14 protein-coding genes and 2 pseudogenes are annotated in these 19,340 nt (G+C 46.0%); 12 read left to right on the forward strand and 4 right to left on the reverse strand.

The window, feature by feature from the left end:
- Positions 1–34 precede the first annotated feature (34 nt).
- Positions 35–670 carry an FMN-dependent NADH-azoreductase gene (locus OB236_RS09160; RefSeq protein WP_262683694.1) on the forward strand — a complete coding sequence of 212 codons (636 nt, stop codon included), beginning with the start codon at positions 35–37 and terminating at the stop codon, positions 668–670.
- Between the two features lie 271 nt (positions 671–941).
- Here the strand turns inward: OB236_RS09160 and OB236_RS09165 are convergent, their stop codons facing one another.
- Both OB236_RS09165 and OB236_RS09170 read right to left on the reverse strand, forming a co-directional pair.
- Positions 942–1,862 (reverse strand): AraC family transcriptional regulator, encoded by a 921-nt coding sequence (locus OB236_RS09165; RefSeq protein ID WP_262683695.1) that lies wholly within the window; start codon positions 1,860–1,862, stop codon positions 942–944.
- Positions 1,863–2,009: 147 nt separating this feature from the next.
- Positions 2,010–2,555: a TetR/AcrR family transcriptional regulator gene (locus OB236_RS09170; RefSeq protein WP_262683696.1), complete on the reverse strand. Its 546-nt coding sequence runs from the start codon at positions 2,553–2,555 to the stop codon at positions 2,010–2,012.
- Positions 2,556–2,800: 245 nt separating this feature from the next.
- On the opposite strand from OB236_RS09170, the gene OB236_RS09175 reads away from it, so the two are divergent.
- The 5 genes and pseudogenes from OB236_RS09175 to OB236_RS09195 all read left to right on the forward strand — a co-directional run.
- Positions 2,801–3,976, forward strand: a complete 1,176-nt coding sequence (locus OB236_RS09175; RefSeq protein WP_262683697.1) for an MFS transporter — start codon at positions 2,801–2,803, stop codon at positions 3,974–3,976.
- 206 nt (positions 3,977–4,182) lie between these two features.
- The gene (locus OB236_RS09180) at positions 4,183–4,581 is read left to right on the forward strand and encodes an RrF2 family transcriptional regulator (protein ID WP_262683698.1); all 399 of its coding nucleotides are present in this window, start codon (positions 4,183–4,185) and stop codon (positions 4,579–4,581) included.
- Between the two features lie 105 nt (positions 4,582–4,686).
- Positions 4,687–5,385 carry a class I SAM-dependent methyltransferase gene (locus OB236_RS09185; protein ID WP_262683699.1) on the forward strand — a complete coding sequence of 233 codons (699 nt, stop codon included), beginning with the start codon at positions 4,687–4,689 and terminating at the stop codon, positions 5,383–5,385.
- A 176-nt stretch (positions 5,386–5,561) separates the two neighbouring features.
- A complete protein-coding gene (locus OB236_RS09190; protein WP_408638433.1) occupies positions 5,562–7,025 on the forward strand; it encodes a DHA2 family efflux MFS transporter permease subunit in 1,464 nt (487 codons plus the stop codon).
- A 147-nt stretch (positions 7,026–7,172) separates the two neighbouring features.
- Positions 7,173–7,274 (forward strand): annotated as a pseudogene (locus OB236_RS09195) (short-chain dehydrogenase); the annotation flags it as partial.
- A gap of 113 nt (positions 7,275–7,387) precedes the next feature.
- Here the strand turns inward: OB236_RS09195 and OB236_RS09200 are convergent.
- A complete protein-coding gene (locus tag OB236_RS09200) occupies positions 7,388–8,494 on the reverse strand; it encodes a glycoside hydrolase family 88/105 protein (protein WP_262683701.1) in 1,107 nt (368 codons plus the stop codon).
- Between the two features lie 606 nt (positions 8,495–9,100).
- Between OB236_RS09200 and OB236_RS09205 the strand changes: the two genes are divergently transcribed.
- Positions 9,101–12,334, forward strand: coding sequence for an S-layer homology domain-containing protein (locus OB236_RS09205; RefSeq protein WP_262683702.1), 3,234 nt, complete (start codon positions 9,101–9,103; stop codon positions 12,332–12,334).
- A 344-nt stretch (positions 12,335–12,678) separates the two neighbouring features.
- On the opposite strand, the gene OB236_RS09210 is transcribed toward OB236_RS09205, so the two are convergent.
- Positions 12,679–13,398 carry a class I SAM-dependent methyltransferase gene (locus OB236_RS09210; RefSeq protein ID WP_262683703.1) on the reverse strand — a complete coding sequence of 240 codons (720 nt, stop codon included), beginning with the start codon at positions 13,396–13,398 and terminating at the stop codon, positions 12,679–12,681.
- Between the two features lie 145 nt (positions 13,399–13,543).
- On the opposite strand from OB236_RS09210, the pseudogene OB236_RS09215 reads away from it, so the two are divergent.
- The 5 genes and pseudogenes from OB236_RS09215 to OB236_RS09235 form a co-directional block, all read left to right on the forward strand.
- Positions 13,544–13,765 (forward strand): annotated as a pseudogene (locus tag OB236_RS09215) (nitroreductase family protein); the annotation flags it as partial.
- A 325-nt stretch (positions 13,766–14,090) separates the two neighbouring features.
- Positions 14,091–15,005, forward strand: coding sequence for a carbohydrate ABC transporter permease (locus OB236_RS09220; protein ID WP_262683704.1), 915 nt, complete (start codon positions 14,091–14,093; stop codon positions 15,003–15,005).
- 1 nt (position 15,006) lies between these two features.
- Complete coding sequence (locus OB236_RS09225; protein WP_076236233.1) at positions 15,007–15,849, forward strand: carbohydrate ABC transporter permease; 843 nt, start codon at positions 15,007–15,009, stop codon at positions 15,847–15,849.
- A gap of 103 nt (positions 15,850–15,952) precedes the next feature.
- Positions 15,953–17,689, forward strand: coding sequence for a sensor histidine kinase (locus OB236_RS09230; RefSeq protein WP_262683705.1), 1,737 nt, complete (start codon positions 15,953–15,955; stop codon positions 17,687–17,689).
- Between the two features lie 25 nt (positions 17,690–17,714).
- The gene (locus tag OB236_RS09235) at positions 17,715–19,298 is read left to right on the forward strand and encodes a response regulator transcription factor (protein WP_262683706.1); all 1,584 of its coding nucleotides are present in this window, start codon (positions 17,715–17,717) and stop codon (positions 19,296–19,298) included.
- The last annotated feature ends 42 nt before the right edge of the window (positions 19,299–19,340 follow it).

The following is a 19,340-nucleotide window of genomic DNA, read 5'->3' on the forward strand; positions in this document are numbered from 1 at the left end:
AACATCATGAATACAGAAGGGAAGTTACCGCCGAATGGCTACTGTACTTTATATCACGGCACATCCTCATGATCATCAAACCTCGTTTAGTATGGCAGTAGGAAAACAATTCATTGAATCTTATCGTGATGCCCATCCACGGGATGAAGTCATTACGCTGGATTTGTACAAGCAGGATATTCCGCATATTGATGCTGACGTTTTTAGCGGATGGGGGAAACTGAGATCGGGTTCTTCGTTTGATCAGCTTTCGGCGTCGGAGAAATCCAAAACCGGAAGACTCAATGAGATTGTGGAACAATACGTGGCAGCAGATAAATATGTTTACGTTTCTCCCATGTGGAATTTTTCGTTTCCACCGATTCTAAAAGCCTACATTGACGCGATCTGCATTGCCGGTAAAACGTTCAAATATACGGAAAGCGGGCCCGTCGGTTTACTTACGGATAAAAAGGCTATTCATATTCAAGCCAGCGGCGGAGTTTACTCCGAGGGACCTGCTGCCAGTTTTGAAAGTGGTCACAGCTACCTGAAAAAAATTATGCAATTCCATGGTGTTTCTTCCTTAGAAGGCATCTTTGTTGAAGGCATGGCGGCTACGCCGGACCAAGCGGAATCCATTAAAGATAAAGCCATCGCAAAAGCGAAAGAGGCGGCAAAGAGTTTCTAATTGTGGAGCAGGTAGTCACCAATGACTGCTCTTTTATAAGAACAAATAATAGTGCTGCACTGCGACTGGAGCTTACAAGCTCCAGTTTTTTGCGTCCGGACTGGCGTTTGAAGTTGAAAACAGCTTGAGTATTCGCTCGCCGCTATTGATGTGAACATGACTCCAGAGTTGCGTAATGAAATATCTTCACTCTCTGTGACTCCTGCACCTGCAACGGATCGTGGAGTAACGCTGCTACCAATATGGACATGATTTCACAATCTGGGAACAATCATCTTACGTGTAGTCTTTGGTCATATTTTTCCTTCAGACGCTTTATGTCTGCTCTGGGAGGAGAACCAAACATACGAGAATATTCGCGGCTGAATTGGGATGCACTTTCATAGCCTACCCGGAATGCGACATCAGCAGCATCCGCTGACTCAGATAATAACAGGCGCCGAGCTTCCTGCAATCGGAGCTGTTTTTGAAACTGAATAGGGCTCATTGCAGTTACTTCTTTAAAGTGTCTGTGAAACGAAGAAATACTCATACTGGCTAGTTCTGCAAGCTCTTCAATTCGCAAGGGCTTATCACAGTCATTGATAATCTGTTCAATAGCATCGCTAATTCGATAGGTGCTGCTTCCTTCCATAGCGATTTGTGCCAGCGCAACTCCGTACTGCCCTTGCAGAAGCCTGTATAGAATTTCCCTTGTGTAGACAGGAGCAAGGAAAGGAATGTCTTGGGGATTATCCAGCAGACGAGCTAACCTGAGTATCGCATCCAGTATAGGTAACTCTATCTGCCCGACAAACATAGCTCGCTTAGCATTTTCTTTCGGGGTGATTTGAATTTCAGATTCATTTAAAACCTCTAAAATTTGCCTCTCTGTAAATTCAAGTTTGAAACTCACGTATGGTGCATCGGATGAAGCCTTGATGACCCGGCCAATTACTGGCAAGTTCATGGACGAAATAAGGTAGTCGGCAGGACCATACTCATAACGCTCCTGTGCGAGCAATATCTCTTTCGAACCTTGAGCTATGAAGCATAAGCAAGGCTTGTAAACTCTATAGACGGGCTCGGTCACATTAGAGCGGTGAATAATAAACAAAGATGGGATAGCGGTCTTGTAAACTCCGTCCTGATCCGAATGACGCTCAATCAGTTTGGCGATTTCATTCTGCCGTTGTAGTATTTCTTCAGACATAGGCGCCTCCTTAGTGTTTATCCATTTTTCAATTATAAGGCATATACGTATGTAACGTAAGTGGTAGTGAGAGAATTAGGCAATCATTTAAGACAATTAAGATACCAGAGTGTTTTTCTTTTATTGCATAATAAGGTTAGGTACCGATTACAGATTTCTCTCTAGCAATGTCCCCAGTTGTTCTGCCAAGACATGGTGGGGGACAGGTTTTTCATTAGTAAACCACCATTCTACTACCCCTACGAAAGCAGATGCAGCAAACCTAACGAGAAGATCTTCATTTAACCCCTTGTTCTTTCCAGTGGTTACATTGGCCTCGTTGACCAATTCTTCGATAAGTAAGTCAAGAAACCGTCCACGAAAATAAGGAGCGCCTTTACTCGCTAACATCATCGAAAAGAATGAATAATTACGTTCAAAGTATTCGGTCCAGATCAGAGTCGATTCGGTAAAACTCAATTCAGATGCTTCTCTGCACGTTTCCCTCAAAACGTCTATATGTTCTTCAACGAGTTTATCCAGCAGATCAAATTTATCTAAATAATGAAGATAGATGGTCCCGCGGCTCACATTCGCCCTGTCGGAAAGATCCTGTATCGTAATGTCATCAAAATTCTTTTCTGACATCAGATCAATAACAGCTTTTTTTAACGCTACCTGCGTTTTGAGTATTCTTCGATCCACTTTAGCCAATTGGCGGTCACCAAGCTTTCATAAATAATTAACAATTAGTAAGCAGTTGTTCATTACTTTACAAATCACGCTCATTTAACAATTGCAGATGTTCTGTATCTGTTTATAATTATAGACGTAAGTTCATTAATGTATCAAGAGCTATTATAAATTCGATGTTTAATTTGAACGAAAACAAATGAGAAGGGGGTATCTCACCGAATAATTGGTTTTCGATAATGTCTGATCTTGAGGAGGAAAGAACAGTGGAACGACTATGGACGAAACCATTTATTCTAATGACTATAGGAAATCTATTTCTATTTAACGCTTTTTATATGCTGTACCCGACATTGCCGCTGTTTATTAAACAGATGGGAGGCAACGAATCGCAGGTTGGTCTGGCGATGGGCGCGTTTATGTTGTCCGCCGTGATTTTCCGGCCACTCGTCGGCGGGCTGCTAGATCGGTTCGGCAGGCGTCCGTTTATTGTTTGGGGATTGCTTCTTTTCACCTTGGTGATGTATATGTATAACTGGGTGGGGGGAATTGTCGTTCTGATGGGGCTCCGAATTTTGCACGGGATGAGCTGGGCCGTTTCCACAACCGCCACGATCACGGCGATTACGGATATGATCCCATCCACCCGCCGAGGCGAGGGAATGGGTTGGTTTAGCACGTCCATGACCCTGGCCATGGCAATCGGCCCGTTGTTCGGCATCTGGGTTACACAGAACCTATCGTATAGCGCATTGTTTGTGTTCGCTGTCGTACTCTCTGCTGCAGCGCTGCTCCTGACGCTTGGTGCCAAAATGCCTTTCCGGCCGCAAACTGGCGCAAGAAGAATCGAATTGTTCGAAAAATCGGTCTTGCCCGTTGCCGCATCGGTCTTTTTTCTGTTTATCGCTTACGGCGGCATTACCACCTTTGTTCCGCTGTTCGCTGACTCCATCCATGTCAATTCCGGCGCGTTCTTTCTGGCCTTCGCTGCATCACTTGCGCTCAGCCGTCCCATTTCGGGAAAACTTTCTGATCGATATGGAGAGATGTTTGTCATTGTACCGGCACTTGTGATTACGATTTGTGCTTTGATTGTCTTGAGCCTCTCGACCGGTTTGATTGGCGTGCTAGTATCGGCGATTATATATGGCATCGGATTTGGTTCCGCGCAGCCTGCTCTTCAAGCGGCAACGATACGTCTGGCCCGTTCGGACCGTAAAGGCGTTGCCAACGCCTCTATAGCGACTGCTAATGATCTTGGCATCGGGCTAGGTGCGATCATCCTGGGCTGGGTCTCACAGTACACAAGCTACCAAATATTGTTCGCGGTCAGTGCCGTGTCCGTTGCGTTTTCCTTAATATTTTTCATTTTTTTTGTAAAACGTTTGTTGAAAAACAAACAGTCTCTGAATGCCGATTCTCTTCCTTTAGAATCAAGTTGAAACTGAAACATACTAATTTATACGATATTTTCAAAAAAAGGATCAACCAGCAGGTTCTGGTTGATCTCCTATTATGAACGGGCAGGATCACGCAATGACAAAGCTGCTTGGATACTGGGGCAATGAGCGATGTTCGGAATAAATGCTTGCCTTTTAGAAACATTGGAGTTATTATGGGTTCGTAAAGTCTTTAATGGAGGTGCTTAATGAAATATTCTCAGGCGACCGATTATGCGCTTCATGCGATGCTCTATATGGTAACGGCGGCGCACGATAAGCCTGTTGGCGTGCAATTGCTCGCTGAGAAGCTGGGTGTTTCGCAAACCTATCTGTCGAAGATGATGACCAAGCTAGTTAAGGCAGGATTGATTCAGTCCGCGCCCGGCGCAAACGGTGGATACCGCCTCAGACGGAAGCAGGAAGATATTTCTTTTCTCGATATCATCCATGCGATCGAAGGGACCGCTTCCTTATTCGAATGTAGCCTGAATCACGGAAGCGAATGTCTGATCCAGCAGGTTGTTATCGACGCCGAACGTCAGATGGAGCAGTATCTGGAGAACAAAAAAATAGCCGATATGGCAAAATTAATGATGACGGAGTAAAGATCCGTTCTTTTTTAAAGTATTAAGGATATAACAAGTCTGTTATATCTTTAATGGAAACGTTGAAAAACGGAAGATTGATTTAAGACGATGGGGGGCATAACAATGACTGAAGATCTTACATTCAATTCAAAAATGGCGGCTGTATACGAGAAAAATACTCGAATCTCGATTCCCACATATAACTCGTTATTCGCGATGATTCAATCTTATTATCGAGTACAATTGGGCGAAAAAGCGGCATCTTTGCTCCTGATCGGCGCGGGTGGTGGCAATGAACTTTCTGCGTGGGGACCATCTAACCCGGGATGGACCTTTACTGGAGTCGATCCTTCGGAAGAGATGCTTAAGATTGCTAAGCATAAAGTGGTTGAACTAGGCTTAGAAAGCCGCGTCAGTCTCATCCAAGGAACGACTGATGACCTTCCTAAGACACACTTGAAGTTCGACGCGGCAAGCTGTATTTTGGTTCTTCACTTCATTGACGATGTTCAAGAAAAGTTGAAGCTGCTTGGATCCATAAAGGATAAACTAAAGTCGGGAGCCCCTTTCATACTCGTAAGCGCGTATGGAAACCATGACGAATCTGAACTTCAAGCGAGATTAAATGTATGGAAAAGCTTCTGGATAGATGCCGGCCGCGAATCATCCGAAGTTGACGAGATGGTGAGAAGCGCAATTACGAGGCTTTCTTTACTTCCTGAAAAACAAATCGAAGAATTGTTGGCAGAATCCGGCTTTATGAAAATAACCCGTTTTTACTCTACTGGACTTTTTGCGGGATGGATTTGCCATACGGAATGATTTAATGTTAATATTTTATCCGGTTGGTTGATTTCATAATTCATTTGGTTTTTTTTCAGAACAATAAGACTAATTTCTTTTATTTACAATTAAAATATGCTCCTGGTATTGACATGAGTAACTGTTACTATTATTCTAACAGTTAGTGAGCGAACAGAATCGCTTTCAAATTAGAGATTTTTCTGGAGAGGAAAGTGGAATCGATAATGAAGCAATACAATACGCGAGCCATCATGGCGTCGCTGCTCATCTGTGGCTTCGTCGGCATGTTCAGCGAGACGGCACTCAACATCGCGATCAGTAATTTAATGGACGTGTTCCAAATTTCAGCCGCGACCGCTCAGTGGTTAACGACGGGGTTCCTGCTGACGCTAGGTATTTTGATGCCGATGACGGGGCTGCTGCTGCAATGGTTTACAACAAGACAATTGTTCATCGCCTCACTCGCGAGTTCAATCATAGGCACGTTGATTGCGGCGATAGCCTTCAATTTCGAAATGTTAATGGTAGCTCGCGTTCTGCAAGCGGTTGGTATGGGCTTGTTAATTCCGCTCATGTTCAATACGATCCTTATCGTCTATCCGCCGGAGAAGCGTGGGGCTGCTATGGGCTTCGTCGGTCTCGTCATCATGTTCGCTCCAGCGACCGGCCCCACTGTGGCGGGTATCCTGATCGAATATTTAACATGGCACTACATTTTCTGGCTCTCACTGCCGTTTTTGGTCATAGGTCTGTTGGTAGGGTTAAAGTATTTGGAAAATGTTACAGAACTTACGAAGCCCCGCATCGATCTATTATCGATCGTATTGTCCACGATCGGCTTTGGTGGCGTCGTGTTCGGCTTCAGTAAGGCAGGTGAAGGTGAGCAAGGCTGGACCAGCGCAGTTGTGGTCGCATCGATTGTCATCGGGTTAGTCGCGCTCGCGTTGTTCGTTCTGCGGCAAATCTTCATGCGCGAGCCGATGATGAACTTGCGTGTTTTCAAGTACCCGATGTTCATCGTGGGGCTACTTATGGTATTGTCATGTATGATGATCATTTTGTCTACCATGATTATTCTGCCGATGTATCTGCAGAATGGCATGAAACTGTCCGCGTTCACTGCTGGGCTCATGCTGCTGCCTGGCAGTGCGCTGAATGGAATCCTGTCACCACAAATGGGACGCTTGTTCGATAAGTATGGACCAAAGTGGCTCGTCATTCCTGGACTTTTCATCGTCGCAGCTATGTTGTGGTTTTTCTCCAGCATTACATTGGCTTCTTCGATCACCTTGATCGTCGCCTTGCATATCGGTCTAATGGTCGGTATTTCCATGGTTTGGATGCCAGCGCAGACCAATGGCCTGAACCAGTTGCCACCAGAGCTGTATCCGCACGGCACAGCGGTCATGAACACGCTGCAGCAGGTCGCAGGCGCGATCGGCACGGCGGTAGCAATAAGCATCCTTACAAAAGGTATGGAAAAGTACTTGCACAACTCCCCCGCGCCGAAAGAGCTGACCGAAATGGCGAATGCGATGACATTCGGCTCGCAGAATGTATTCTTTTTCGCGATGATCGTGACGATTATCGGTCTAACCATAGCGTTCTTTATCCGCCGCGTCGTTGTCAACCGTGCGGCGATGAGTCCTATGCATTAATTTTCCAAAAGGGAGCCCGGGCTCCTTTTTTTGCGTGCGTCAGGTTCAGGCTCTAATTTCTCGCATTGAGAATGAACAGGGAAGACTGGACATCCTGGTCAACGATGTGTGGAGGGTTGAATATTTGGCACATTGGAACGTACCTGTTATGGTTTTTGTGATCTTGACGGCTCACAGCCTGACTGCTGGCGGTATCTAGTAGAAGTGCAGGATGCAGGCAAACCAGCGAATGCTTCTGGGTACCGATAATATTCAAAAAAATAGAATTCAGAGGCAGGCTCATAGCAACGCCGTTGTACCATAAACTCTTCCGGTGACAAAAAATAAAGCTTGAATACTCAAGCTTTATTGAAAATTCACTCTTACAGTTCAGTATGATACAGAGCTTCGGCCAACAGCACGATCACTAAAGCTTGCCCGTAGGCAGTCGGCGCGAAGACGATCTTTTTATAGTCTTCCTTATGCTGACAGACCGGAGTTCCCCCTGAGACGTTTAACACCGTACCGTCTTCGGAGATGTTCTCCAGCACCGCGGCAATCGCTTTACGGCATGTTGCTAGGTAGCTGGAATCCAATAAGCCAAGGCGGATCCCCTTGAGGATGCCTGCAGTAATCGCAGCAGAGCCTGATACCTCTGTATAGCTGTCCTTATCGTCAAGCAGAGTGTGCCAAAGTCCGTTCGCATGCTGCAATTCAACCAATTTATCTACTTGGGCCTTATACGTGTCGAATATAAGGTCACGGGACTCCTCAGTTATGGACTCCTGCATAATTTCCAAAAACTCAGGGGCGGCCAATGTAAACCAACTATTTCCCCGGCACCAATGCGCTGCGCTGAAATTGTTTTGATGATTGAAATCGTAGCCATGGAAGAACAAAGAATTCCCGGGATTAAAGATATGTTTGATATGAGTTGCAAATTGGTAGGTCGCCTCGTTCATCCAACCCGGATTATTATATTTTTTGCCCATTTTGGCGGTGAACAACACAACCATAAACAAAGTGTCGATCCAAATTTCTTGATCGTGCAGATTTAGCTCGAACTTCGAAGTATTGCCGGAGGTTACATGCTGAATCCCATTCTCCTTCGTCCGCGGACACTCATTTTCAACCCATTGCATCCATTCCAAAGCAAGCTTCTCCACGCTGGGCAGGTCCATCAGGGTAAGTAAAGGTGCTGTTGTATTAACATTTTTGAGGGGCAGCCCACGCTCGATCTGTTCGTTGGACCACTTCACAAAGAAGTCCTGATACCCGTCAAAGCCCTCTTGATTCGTGAGTTTATTTAAGCCGTACAAGCCGATGCCCTGCGGCCAGTCCCATTCGTCCATTCCAAAATCGCGGGGAAAGTACCCCAAGGCTTTACCATCGGCAGCCAATTCCTTTAAATGGCTTTCGTTGTCGGGTCTTTTTAAATGTAACAGCTGATTGATGACTTTTTTTAATTCGTGTTGGATGGTATCCTGCATGGCAGTTGCTCCTTTTTGTTTATGTTTGTTTCATGGTGAATCATGAATGAAGAAAAGCGCTTAACCAAATATAAAACAATATAAAGACAGAACTTACTTGCCATTGTACCTTCTTTTCTCTTTCTGAGCAACGAAAAAAGAAAAAAGTAATCTGATTCATGATTTTATCGGGTTCTGATGCTGAACATGGACCAGGGGGTATACATATTTCATACACCAACCGATGTGCGGTGCGATCCCAGCGATGACAAGGTAATGGAATATTTTTACATGAACAGATGCGGACCGCTCGCATCGTTGGGAGTTTTGCCAAATAGTTAGCAATGACGCGGACGACGATAATCTAGTATACTAAGTCTCGTGACAAGCGACACAACAGACGGCGGCGCGAATGAGCGCCTAGCAAGCAGACGATTCGTTCTGAAAGAATGATATTGTGTGTTTTGGATAAACCGACTGGTGTATCGCTATTTTGCATGCACCGGCGGTTTTATACGACAGGAAGAAACGGGCTCATACACACAACAACACAAACACTTTTCGAAGACGACCCAGTTTACTCAACCGCCCCACAGGGGACCAAAAACCTAGGAGGTCATTCAACATATGAAAAAAACTTTGTCAACGATTCTATCTTTGGCTATAGCGTTCTCGATGTTCTCCTCCTCTGCATTAGCAGCGACAACGACAACAAAGGCGAAATCATCCAAAGATTTTACGGACCTCATGAACCTGGACAACGTAACGAAAGAGAAATATGATGAATTGATCGCCACTGGCGTGTTTGACGGTATTGCAGAAGGCACATTTGGCTTGAAAGAAAACATGAACCGCGCTCAATTCGCGAAGGTGGCTGCGCTCATCTTCGGCTTGCCGGTCGATATGACATTGACGACCTCAAGCTTCTCCGATGTGAGCGGCGATGACCCGGCCAATGGCTACGCAATGCCTTATATCGAAGCGATCGTCAAAGCGGGCATTACCGACGGAGTCGCTGAAGGCAAATACGATCCAACCGGGCAAGTAACAAAAGAACAGCTGGCAGCTTTCCTGCTTCGTGGTCTTGGTCTTGAGGAAAATGCGCAGAATATAACAGCCATACAGGATGCTTCCGTCTCCGACTGGGCGAACGGTTACGTGGCACTTGCGCTAGACCGCGGATTGATGAGCAATAGCACCAACGGCACGTTCGGCGGCACGACAGCAGCAAGCCGCGAACTGCTCGCGATGGCTTCCTATGAATCGAAATACCAGATTAAATCGGTATTTAGTGGTAAATACGCGATTGCTTCGATGAAAGCTACCGATGCGAACGTACTGTCCATTCGGCTTAACGGCGTAGTCGCTGATACCTCTGCCGTTACCTTTGCGCTGACGAAAAACGGATTGCCGGTAGCCGATGGCTACACGACATCCTGGAGCGCGGATAAGTCTACCGCAATGCTAACCTTTTATACTAAATTTGATGATGCTTCCTGGACCGCGACACTCGGCGGATTGAGCAGTATCGACGAAGCTGGCCAAACGGCGAAGGCGACAACAGTGAAAGAGAAAATAGCGAAGATCGAACTGGTGACCACATCTGATACCTTGCCTAATAACCCATCGGCGAAGCTGCGTATTGACTTCAAGGCAACAAACCAATACGGTAAGCAATCGTCGGTATCAGCTAGCGAATTTGACCTGCATGCCAGCCTCGGATCAGTAACGCCAATTGGAGGCGAGCAGGCGTTCTACCTGACCCTGCCGTCTACGCTGAACCGCGATGACCGCTTGTCACTGACCGTCATTCACCAGGACAGCGGCACTCAAGCGAACAAAGTGTTCACCATTGGCGATGCGCGTATCGTGTCCAAGGTTGAGCTGGGTGACCTTCTTGGCACGTCCGGTAGTGTAGTAAGCTCCATCGAATCGAACAGCTACGCTTATCTTGACCTGAAAGTCTACGATCAATACGGTCTGCGCGTGGATACGTTGGACGAGTTGAACAAGGGTGTCACCGTTACCTTCTCCGACTCCGATTTGGACAAAGGTAACGAGGGAGAATCCGGTGCGTTCGTCGACAACGCTGTGGGTGATGATGCGGCTGACCTGAAGCTGCGTGCGATTAGCGACAAAGTGAAGGACGTAGTTGTGACCGTATTCGCGAATGGGTCCGGCGAATCCGTCACAAAAACCGTTCCCATCATAGCGACGAACGTACCTGGCTCCGTTCAATTTGGGACATACTCTTACACACTGGCTAAAGGTGACGCGCCAAGTGGCGATGAGAGCCTTGATGCCAAGTTATACTTGCCATTGATCGTGAAGGACGACCAAGGCAACACGCTATCGGCGCAGGACATTTATGACAACCGTGATAAATTTACGATATATTCCAGCGGTGGCGTAACACTTGCTGATCAGCCGATCTCGAACTCCGGCAGCAATAAGGGTAAGATTGCGATCGCCGATGTCAACACAAAAGGCAGCTCGATCATTACGGTGCAGTTGAAGGACAACCCGCAGGTTCAAACGCAATTGAAGGTGAATGTGAATGACGAGCGCAAAGCCGATACAATTATGTTCTCCCAAGCACCGGCAAAATATATGACTGCCGGCACTGACAATGAAATGAAAATAAAGTTGTACGACCAATACGGCAGTGAGCTGAAATACGATGCGAACGGTCAATATCTTGTGCGTTACTCGCTGACGGCGAGTGGTGGAGATGAAGCCAGCCTGGCTGCAACCAGCTTGTCTAGTGCGCAGCGTGTGGACGAAAGCGACGCGACTTCCGCGCGTAAGTATGTGCTGCAGCCGACGAAGATCGGACAAGCAGTTACGAGGGATTTCCATTTGGCAGCTGACAGCTCAGACACATCGAATGACTCCATCTACAACAAATCGTTCAAATTTTACACGGCAGCAGATGCGAAAGCGGCCAACTACACGTACAAAGCGACGCTGTACAAGCTGGATAGCACGGGTACGGTGACGATTAATGGCAATTCTTATGTTGAAGTGAACAACTTGTCCACGACGATGGAAGTGCTCGATCCTTCGAATGTGAACACGAACCTGACGTACGAAGCGTACCTGGATAAATCGATAGATAACACCATGCTGGCCGCGGACGACTTCATGTCGGTCGGAACCGGTGCGCAAGGGGCAAGCACTATGTACGATACGTACAAGCCATTTACCAAAGAAGTGAAAATTCGTGCGACCAAAGACAAAGGTGACGAAGTCAAAGTCTCATCCAATATCGTGTCACTGACATCGAGTGATCCGCAAGTAGCGGACGTTGCAAGCAAATCGAAGGATAGAGACAGCACTCACTACATTGCAGGCGGCAAGGAAGGCCAAGCAGCCGTAACGGTTATGTTCTATGATGGCAAGAAAAATATGCAAACTTCATCATTGAAAGTAAGTACGAAGAAAGAAGCGCCAGCCGTAAGCAGCTTGACGCTGAAGAAAACAGGCAAATCCGTGTCCATGGCCGATCTGCAAGCCGGCTTGTATCTATGGGACGCGAAGCTCGGTGAGAAACTGACGGCACTTGATCAATACGGTGACGAAATCGTCGGCGAGAACGCGCCGGGAACGATGAATGAAGAAGGCCAAGCGAACGACAATATGCTTGTACGATCAAAAGGGGTCGGCTACAACGGCAACGAATTGCTTAAACTTAGCTTCTACGTATCCGATATTAGCGGCGCGAACCCAGATGTAGTAAGCGTGGATGAAAACACTGGCTTCATCCAATATACAGGCGCGGCTGACGATGTGACGAGCTTCAAAGTCAACGTCATTGCACCAAGTGGCGAACAAGCATCCTTTGATGTTGATGTGAAGTAAGCAGCTATCACTTCGCTATAAACAAGCTAGGCGTTCAAGGAAAACCCCTGGTTGGCAAATGCCGATCGGGGGTTTTCACCATATAATTTTGATTCCTCCATATTATTTAGGTTACAATCCATACATTCTGGACGGACAATGCATATCATTACATTGTAAGCAAAAAGGAGGGATAATCGATGAGCTGTGTTGGTATTGGAAACAGAACTTCCACTGCAGAAATTTTGGTTCTTTACATTTTGTTGGTGATCGTGTTGTCGGTTGGTTTCTTTATTTAATTGAAAAGTGAGAATAAAGAAAGAACAATAGCCTAATTCTTCTAGGCTATTGTTCTTTCTTTTAATTTATTTAGTTCCAATAATAAGAATAAATCCGATGTATTCTCGAAATCTGTCCATTATATCGTTGTACTTACTTGTTACTTCCCAAATTTGGATGTCAAGAAACGAACTAACATCAATCTGTTGATATGGGTCTGGGTGCTCAAAAAGATCCTCACTGGTTTCAGGAAACAAGAATGGTCCCTCTATCTGTGATCGATTAAATCCTATTGTTTTTACTAATGCTGACCAATCATTAATGTCCCATAGCTTCTCAATGTGATAAAAGGTTGTAATTTCTTCGTTGACTTCCATAGGCATTGGATTGCGTAACATCATTTCTCTGTCAAAAAGTTTGCCTCCAGAACGCAAAACCCTATAATATTCCGATAATGCCTTATCAGTATCCGTGAATATGGATACAGATTCAACAAGAATCACATCAAATGATTCATTAGGAAAAGGAAGTGAGCTTGCGTCTCCTTCCATAAATTGAATGGAGAGATTCTCTTTTTCAGCCCGTATTTTTGCTTTTGCGATCATATCTGGGCGAATATCTATACCTATTACATCATGACCCTGAGCAGCTACATAACAAGATGTTCTGCCTGTGCCACAACCAACTTCAAGGATTCGAGAATTAGTTGGTAGAGGATATTGTTCAAGTTGCTTTAAAGTTGCTGCAAACCCTCCTGGATGAGCATTGCCAATTCCTAATTTAGCCAGCATATCAAAATATTCCATGAGTATGAATTCCTTTCATTGCAGGTTTTATCTCATCATATGAAAGAAAACTAATTTTGCACCTTTGATCCAATTGACATACCTTAATTTAATGAAAGTTTTCTGAAGGAAATTCTTACGGAAGCTGCGCTTGCCCCGTCATCTCGAAGCGAAGAAGGAATCTGTTTTTATCGACAGTGGTCTCGTCTCCATGCAACTGGTGCTGTCTGCCCGTGCACATGGATACGAGACAATCCAGGGCCGGATTGCCGAAGCTTTTGGTCTAGAAGCTGATCGTTTCATAACTGTTATGTTGATCTCAATAGGCAAAGGAGCCAATGCTGGACAAGGATCAGTTCGACTAACTATCGATAAAGTTGCACAGTGAAAGTAAGGTTTTACGGGATTCATGCAAAGATCCAGGGGGATTTCTCTTAGTCCAAGTTGGTCGGAGATAAAGAGGGACGTGTACCGGGCAATGTGTATATAGAATGGGACTCAATTCAAATGGCTGTCCGGAAACGTTAGTTATTGAGAAGTTTCGTTACTATCTTAAAAAGATCATGCCTCTGGACGGCTTCTTTATGCTTTATAATTAATCCTATACTTGATAGCTGAAAGGCAACAGAAGGGGTGTAGGAAAAATGGCTTTACCGGATAATGTATATTTCGAAAACCTGCAAAAGACCAAATTAAACGAGGTGAATTAGCACATGACAAAACTTGCAGCAGCGAACAAACAAAAGCAATGGCAGTCTTATTTACAAGGGTATTTGTTTATTTCACCATGGTTGCTGGGATTCTTTTTACTTACGTTTTGGCCCATGCTGCAATCCCTCTACTTTTCGTTTACCGATTATTCCTTGTTGGAAGCGGAGAAATGGATTGGTACGGACAACTACCACAAAATCCTGTTTGATGACTCGTCGTTTATCAACTCGATTAAAGCTACATTTATTTTCGTTCTGCTGGCCGTGCCGATTAAGCTGGCAGGAGCTCTACTCATTGCCGTTGTTCTCAATATGAAGCTCAAAGGCATGTTCATTTACCGTACAGTTATTTATTTTCCTTCCTTGATCGGGTCAAGTGTCGCGGTTGCGATTCTGTGGAGCAACTTATTTGGTCGTGATGGCTTGATCAACCAGCTGCTGCTGACAGTTGGAATTGAAGGCATGAATTGGATCGGGATTCCCCAAACGGCGCTGTTGACGCTGATCATTCTGGCGGTTTGGCAGTTCGGTTCCTCGATGGTTATTTTCCTGGCCGGCTTAAAGCAAATTCCTCATGAGCTTTATGAAGCGGCTGCTGTGGATGGCGCAGGCAAGGTTAGAAGCTTCTTCGCCGTCACACTGCCGATGCTGTCCCCGATTATTTTGTTTAATCTGGTCCTCCAGACGATTGGAGCTTTTCAAATGTTCACTCAGGCTTTTATTATTACACGCGGTGGACCGTTGGAATCTACGTATATGTACGCACTTTATTTATTCGAAAAGGCGTTTACCCGCTACCAAATGGGTTACGCTTCTGCTTTAGCCTGGATTTTGTTGTTAATTATTGGCGTAGTGACGGCTTTGATCTTCTTTTCATCCAAGCGCTGGGTTCATTACGAAACTGAAGGAGGGAAATAGGATGACTTGGGGCCGCAGTCGAATTCTTTCACATCTGTTCCTGATTGTGTTATGTTTAATTCTCTTCTATCCAATATTTTGGTGGCTGGGAGCTGTTTTCAAAACAAATGCGGAGCTGGCTTCACCGGGCTTCTGGCCGCAGCATCCGACCCTGGATAATTTCGTGAAGGGCTGGACCGCGATTACAGGCTACACATTCGGTCATTTCTACCTGAATTCGTTCCGGTTGATCTTGAGTGTGCTGTTCACATCGCTCTTTTCTTGCAGCCTGGTTGCTTTTGGGTTCGCACGATTGAATTTTCCTTTAAAAAGTTTTTGGTTTTCCATCGTACTGGTCACTCTGATGCTTCCAAATCAGGTTACTATTGTGCCGCAGTATGTGATGTTCAGCAAATTTGGCTGGATTGATACGTACCTGCCTTTTATCGTACCGCATTCGCTTGCTGGCGGCGTGGGCGGCTCGTTCTTTATTTTTATGCTCGTACAGTTTATTCGCGGTATTCCTCACGAGCTGGATGAGGCCGCCAAGATCGACGGATGCTCGCCGTTCGGAATTTACTGGCGTATTATATTACCGCTGCTTGTCCCTGCCTTAATTACAATGTCTATTTTCTGCTTCTTGTGGAATTGGGATGACTTTTTGGGACATATGATTTATATTCAATCCATAGACAAGTACACTGTCGGCTTGGCGCTTAAAGTATTTGTCGACGCTCAATCGAGCACGCCATGGGGCCAGCTATTCGCTATGTCATTCTTGTCGATCATGCCGGGAACGTTGATTTTCTTCCTGGCTCAGAGATATATCGTGGAAGGTATGGCAACTTCCGGTTTAAAAGGCTAAGTTCAAGTTCAGTTGCATACCAGTCCGAAATGTGCCGGTTTACGGCATATTTCGGTCTTTGTGTTTTGGGCGGACACTAATCTATAGAATAGAGGCGAAGAGCTTGGAGTCGTTATTCAAAAAGCTTCCTATACGTTATCTATATTTCGGATCTTTTGCGGTGTTCGCCCTTTGCCTGTTCACCGTGATTTTTTGGATCAGCTATCACTACTCGGTTAAGGCTATCGTGAAGACCGCTTCGGGTTACCAGGAGAAAATGCTTGTTGAATTAAACGGGCGGCTTAAGGAAAAGCTGGACTTTACAGAGTCCATTTCCTTAGCGGTATCCAGAAATCCCGATGTGATTAATCTGCTCGGCAATCAAAACGAGGCTTATGAGCAACACGCTCTGACGGAGCGGGTTTCTTCGGCGCTGCTCGGGCTTACCTTCTCATCACCGATGATTGACAGCATCCATGTTTATATGAATCTGCCCCCAGCCCCTGTGCCTCCGGTGGCCTATCTTCCGCTTCAGGAACTGGACAAGGAAGCTTGGTATCCGTTATTGGAAAAAAACGATTTTCTGTGGGTTGGCGAGCATTTGATCGATTCCCCAAACGGTAAAAAGTCAGTCGTTAGCTTTGCGCGTAAGCTGACTTCGTTATCGGGTGATTTTGCCGGAGTCGTGCTGATTCATATGAAAGCGACCACGCTGCAGGCGGTGCTCGGAGATCATTATTTGCTATCACAGCGGCTTTTGGTTGATTCCACCGGACGCAAGATTGTCCAGATCGGTAATTCGTCCATTGTGCTGACCGACGATGAATACAAGAAAATGCTCGGCAGCGCACCACCGTTGACGGCTCAGGAAATGACGAGTGTCGAAAAGCTTGTGTTTTCATCCTCGACAGCTCTGGTCGTTTCCTCCAAGATGGCTGGCTCCGGCTGGGTAGTTGCGGAAATTACGCCGTGGGAGCTGCTTGCAGAGGACAGTCTGTTTATGCTGAAGGTGCTCGGAATGATCGGTTTGCTATCGATTATTGCCGTGATGCTGATCAGTGTCTATTTGAACCGACAGTTTACGAAGCCAATCTATCTGCTGCTCCGAAGCATGAAGCAATATCCTGATCTGAATAAGGGTCATCTGCCTCCAGATTACCGCAATGAGTTCGGACAGCTGTTTCTGGGCTACAACCGGCTGCTGACACGGATTGAGGAGCTGTACCAGTCGCTCGAAGAGCAGTATAAACGCAAAAAGGAAACCGAGGTCAAAGCGCTGCAGGCGATGATGAATCCGCATTTTCTATATAATACGCTGGACCAGCTGAATTGGATGGCTATTAAAGACGGAAATACACGGATGAGCGTCGTGCTGGAGATGACAGGTGCGATGCTGCGGATAGGGTTATCAGACGGAGAAGCTTTGATAACCGTCGAGCAGGAGCTGGACTTTGTAAAAAATTATATGCAAATACAACAAATTCGCCTCGGTGAGAAGAAAATTAAGTACCGGATCGATGTCAGTGAGGAGCTGCTGCCCTTGTTTATTCCTAAGATGACCCTACAGCCTTTCGTTGAAAACAGTATCAAGCATGGATTTCACGGCAGGGAGCACGGCAATCTGGATATCCAGGTCAGCGCGACGGAAAAGAAGCTTGTAATCATGATCACCGATGATGGGAAGGGGCTTCATAACACGAAGCAGATTGGGAAAAAAACGGCTGGCGGCTACGGTATTGGTAATGTACAAGCGAGGCTGAATGAGTTTTTTGATTCGGATTACAGTATTGAATTAATCGCTCTGGAGCATGAGGGAACCCGGGTGACCATTCAAATTCCAAAGCTGGAAACGAAGCTGTAGACCAGAACCGGAGGGAGGCTAAGTCATGTGGAAGGTTGTGATTATTGATGATGACCCCAATTTACTGGAGGGGATGCGATATGCAATTCCGTGGAAGGAGCTGCATGCAGAGTGGGTAGGCGAGGCTATTGACGGCAAGGAGGGTTTGGAGCTGATTCTGCAGTCAGAGCCCGATATTGTGATCAGCGATATTGACATGCCGATGATGAATGGGCTGGAAATGCTCGAAGCGCTGCGTCGTGAGCAGTACGAAGGAAAATTTATTATTTTGAGCGGATATTCCGACTTTGAATATGCAAGGCAGGCGCTGCGCTTGTCGGTTGATGATTATTTAAGCAAGCCGATTTCGATTGAAAGCCTGAAAAAGGTATTGGAGCGGGTCATCGGGAATTTGGAGCAGGAGCGGCTGAAGGAACAGGAAGCTCAGGAGCTTGAGCAGAGGCTGCAGGATTTTGAGCCTTATGTAATGAAGGAATGGCTGAAATCACTGCTGGTCGGCGATGCCGGCAAGCAGATCATCCGATCGGAGCTGGTTCAAGTCAAGGTAGAGCAATGGGAGAGGCAGGTGCATGTCGTACTTTGCATGGAGCTGGAAATGTCGGATGGATTGAAGAATTGGTATGCTTTCGACCGCAGTCTGATGCGATTTGCGATCCAGAATGTGATCCGTGAGATACTCGATGCTTACGGGATCGAGTATGAATATATGGAAATGAACAGCCGATTGTACGCGCTGTTGATCCATCTGGATGCGAATGAACAAAGTGAGCAACTGCTGCATACGATCACCCGCCAGAGCAGTCGTCAGATCGAGCTCGCTCTGCGGGATCATGTCAAGCTGACGATGGCAACCGGGGTCGGCAGCTTCCAGAAGGACTGGAGACAACTGGGCGAATCGTTCGAACAGGCATGCCACAGCCTTAAGGGCGAGACGCTTGGAGAGGATAAGCCTATTCAGGGGCAGGAAATCAGCTCCGTACGCTTTTTCCATCAATTGGCTGAAGCCGTTCGCAATGTTCAAGAGGAGCACGGCAACCAGCTCATAGCTGAATATATAGCCGGGCTGAGGGCTGACGAACCGTTTCATAAGCAGGATGTGAAGCAGTTTGTGAGTGAGTTATGGGTTATTATGAACTATTCGCTGTATGATATCGGAATCGAGCTGAAGAACATGTATCCGGCTTTTGAGCCCGTGCCGGAGCCAGGCGGGGAGCATACTACAGACAGTCTGCAGCGCTGGCTCAAAGAGATGGTGCGGACCATCATTCACAGCACGTATATGAATGAAAATGTACGCCATCAGAAAATAGTTGAATTCATCACCCAGTTTACCCATGAGCATTACATGGAAGATATTACACTCGGTATGATTGCGGAGAAGGTTCAGGTGTCCAAAAACTATTTGGGCCAAATTTTCAAAAATGTAATGAACGAGACCTTTAATAACTACATCACCCGAATCCGTATGGAGCGGGCCAAAGGTATGCTGCTTGAAGGGAATTTATACATTTATGAGGTGGCCGATAAGGTTGGATATAACAGTATTTCCTATTTTAGTACGCAATTCAAAAAATATACCGGCTATAATCCGACGGATTTAATTAAATAACAATCGTTTTTTGTTGTTTTGTAGAAACAATTGTAACTTTGT

The organism is Paenibacillus baimaensis (assembly GCF_025567575.1).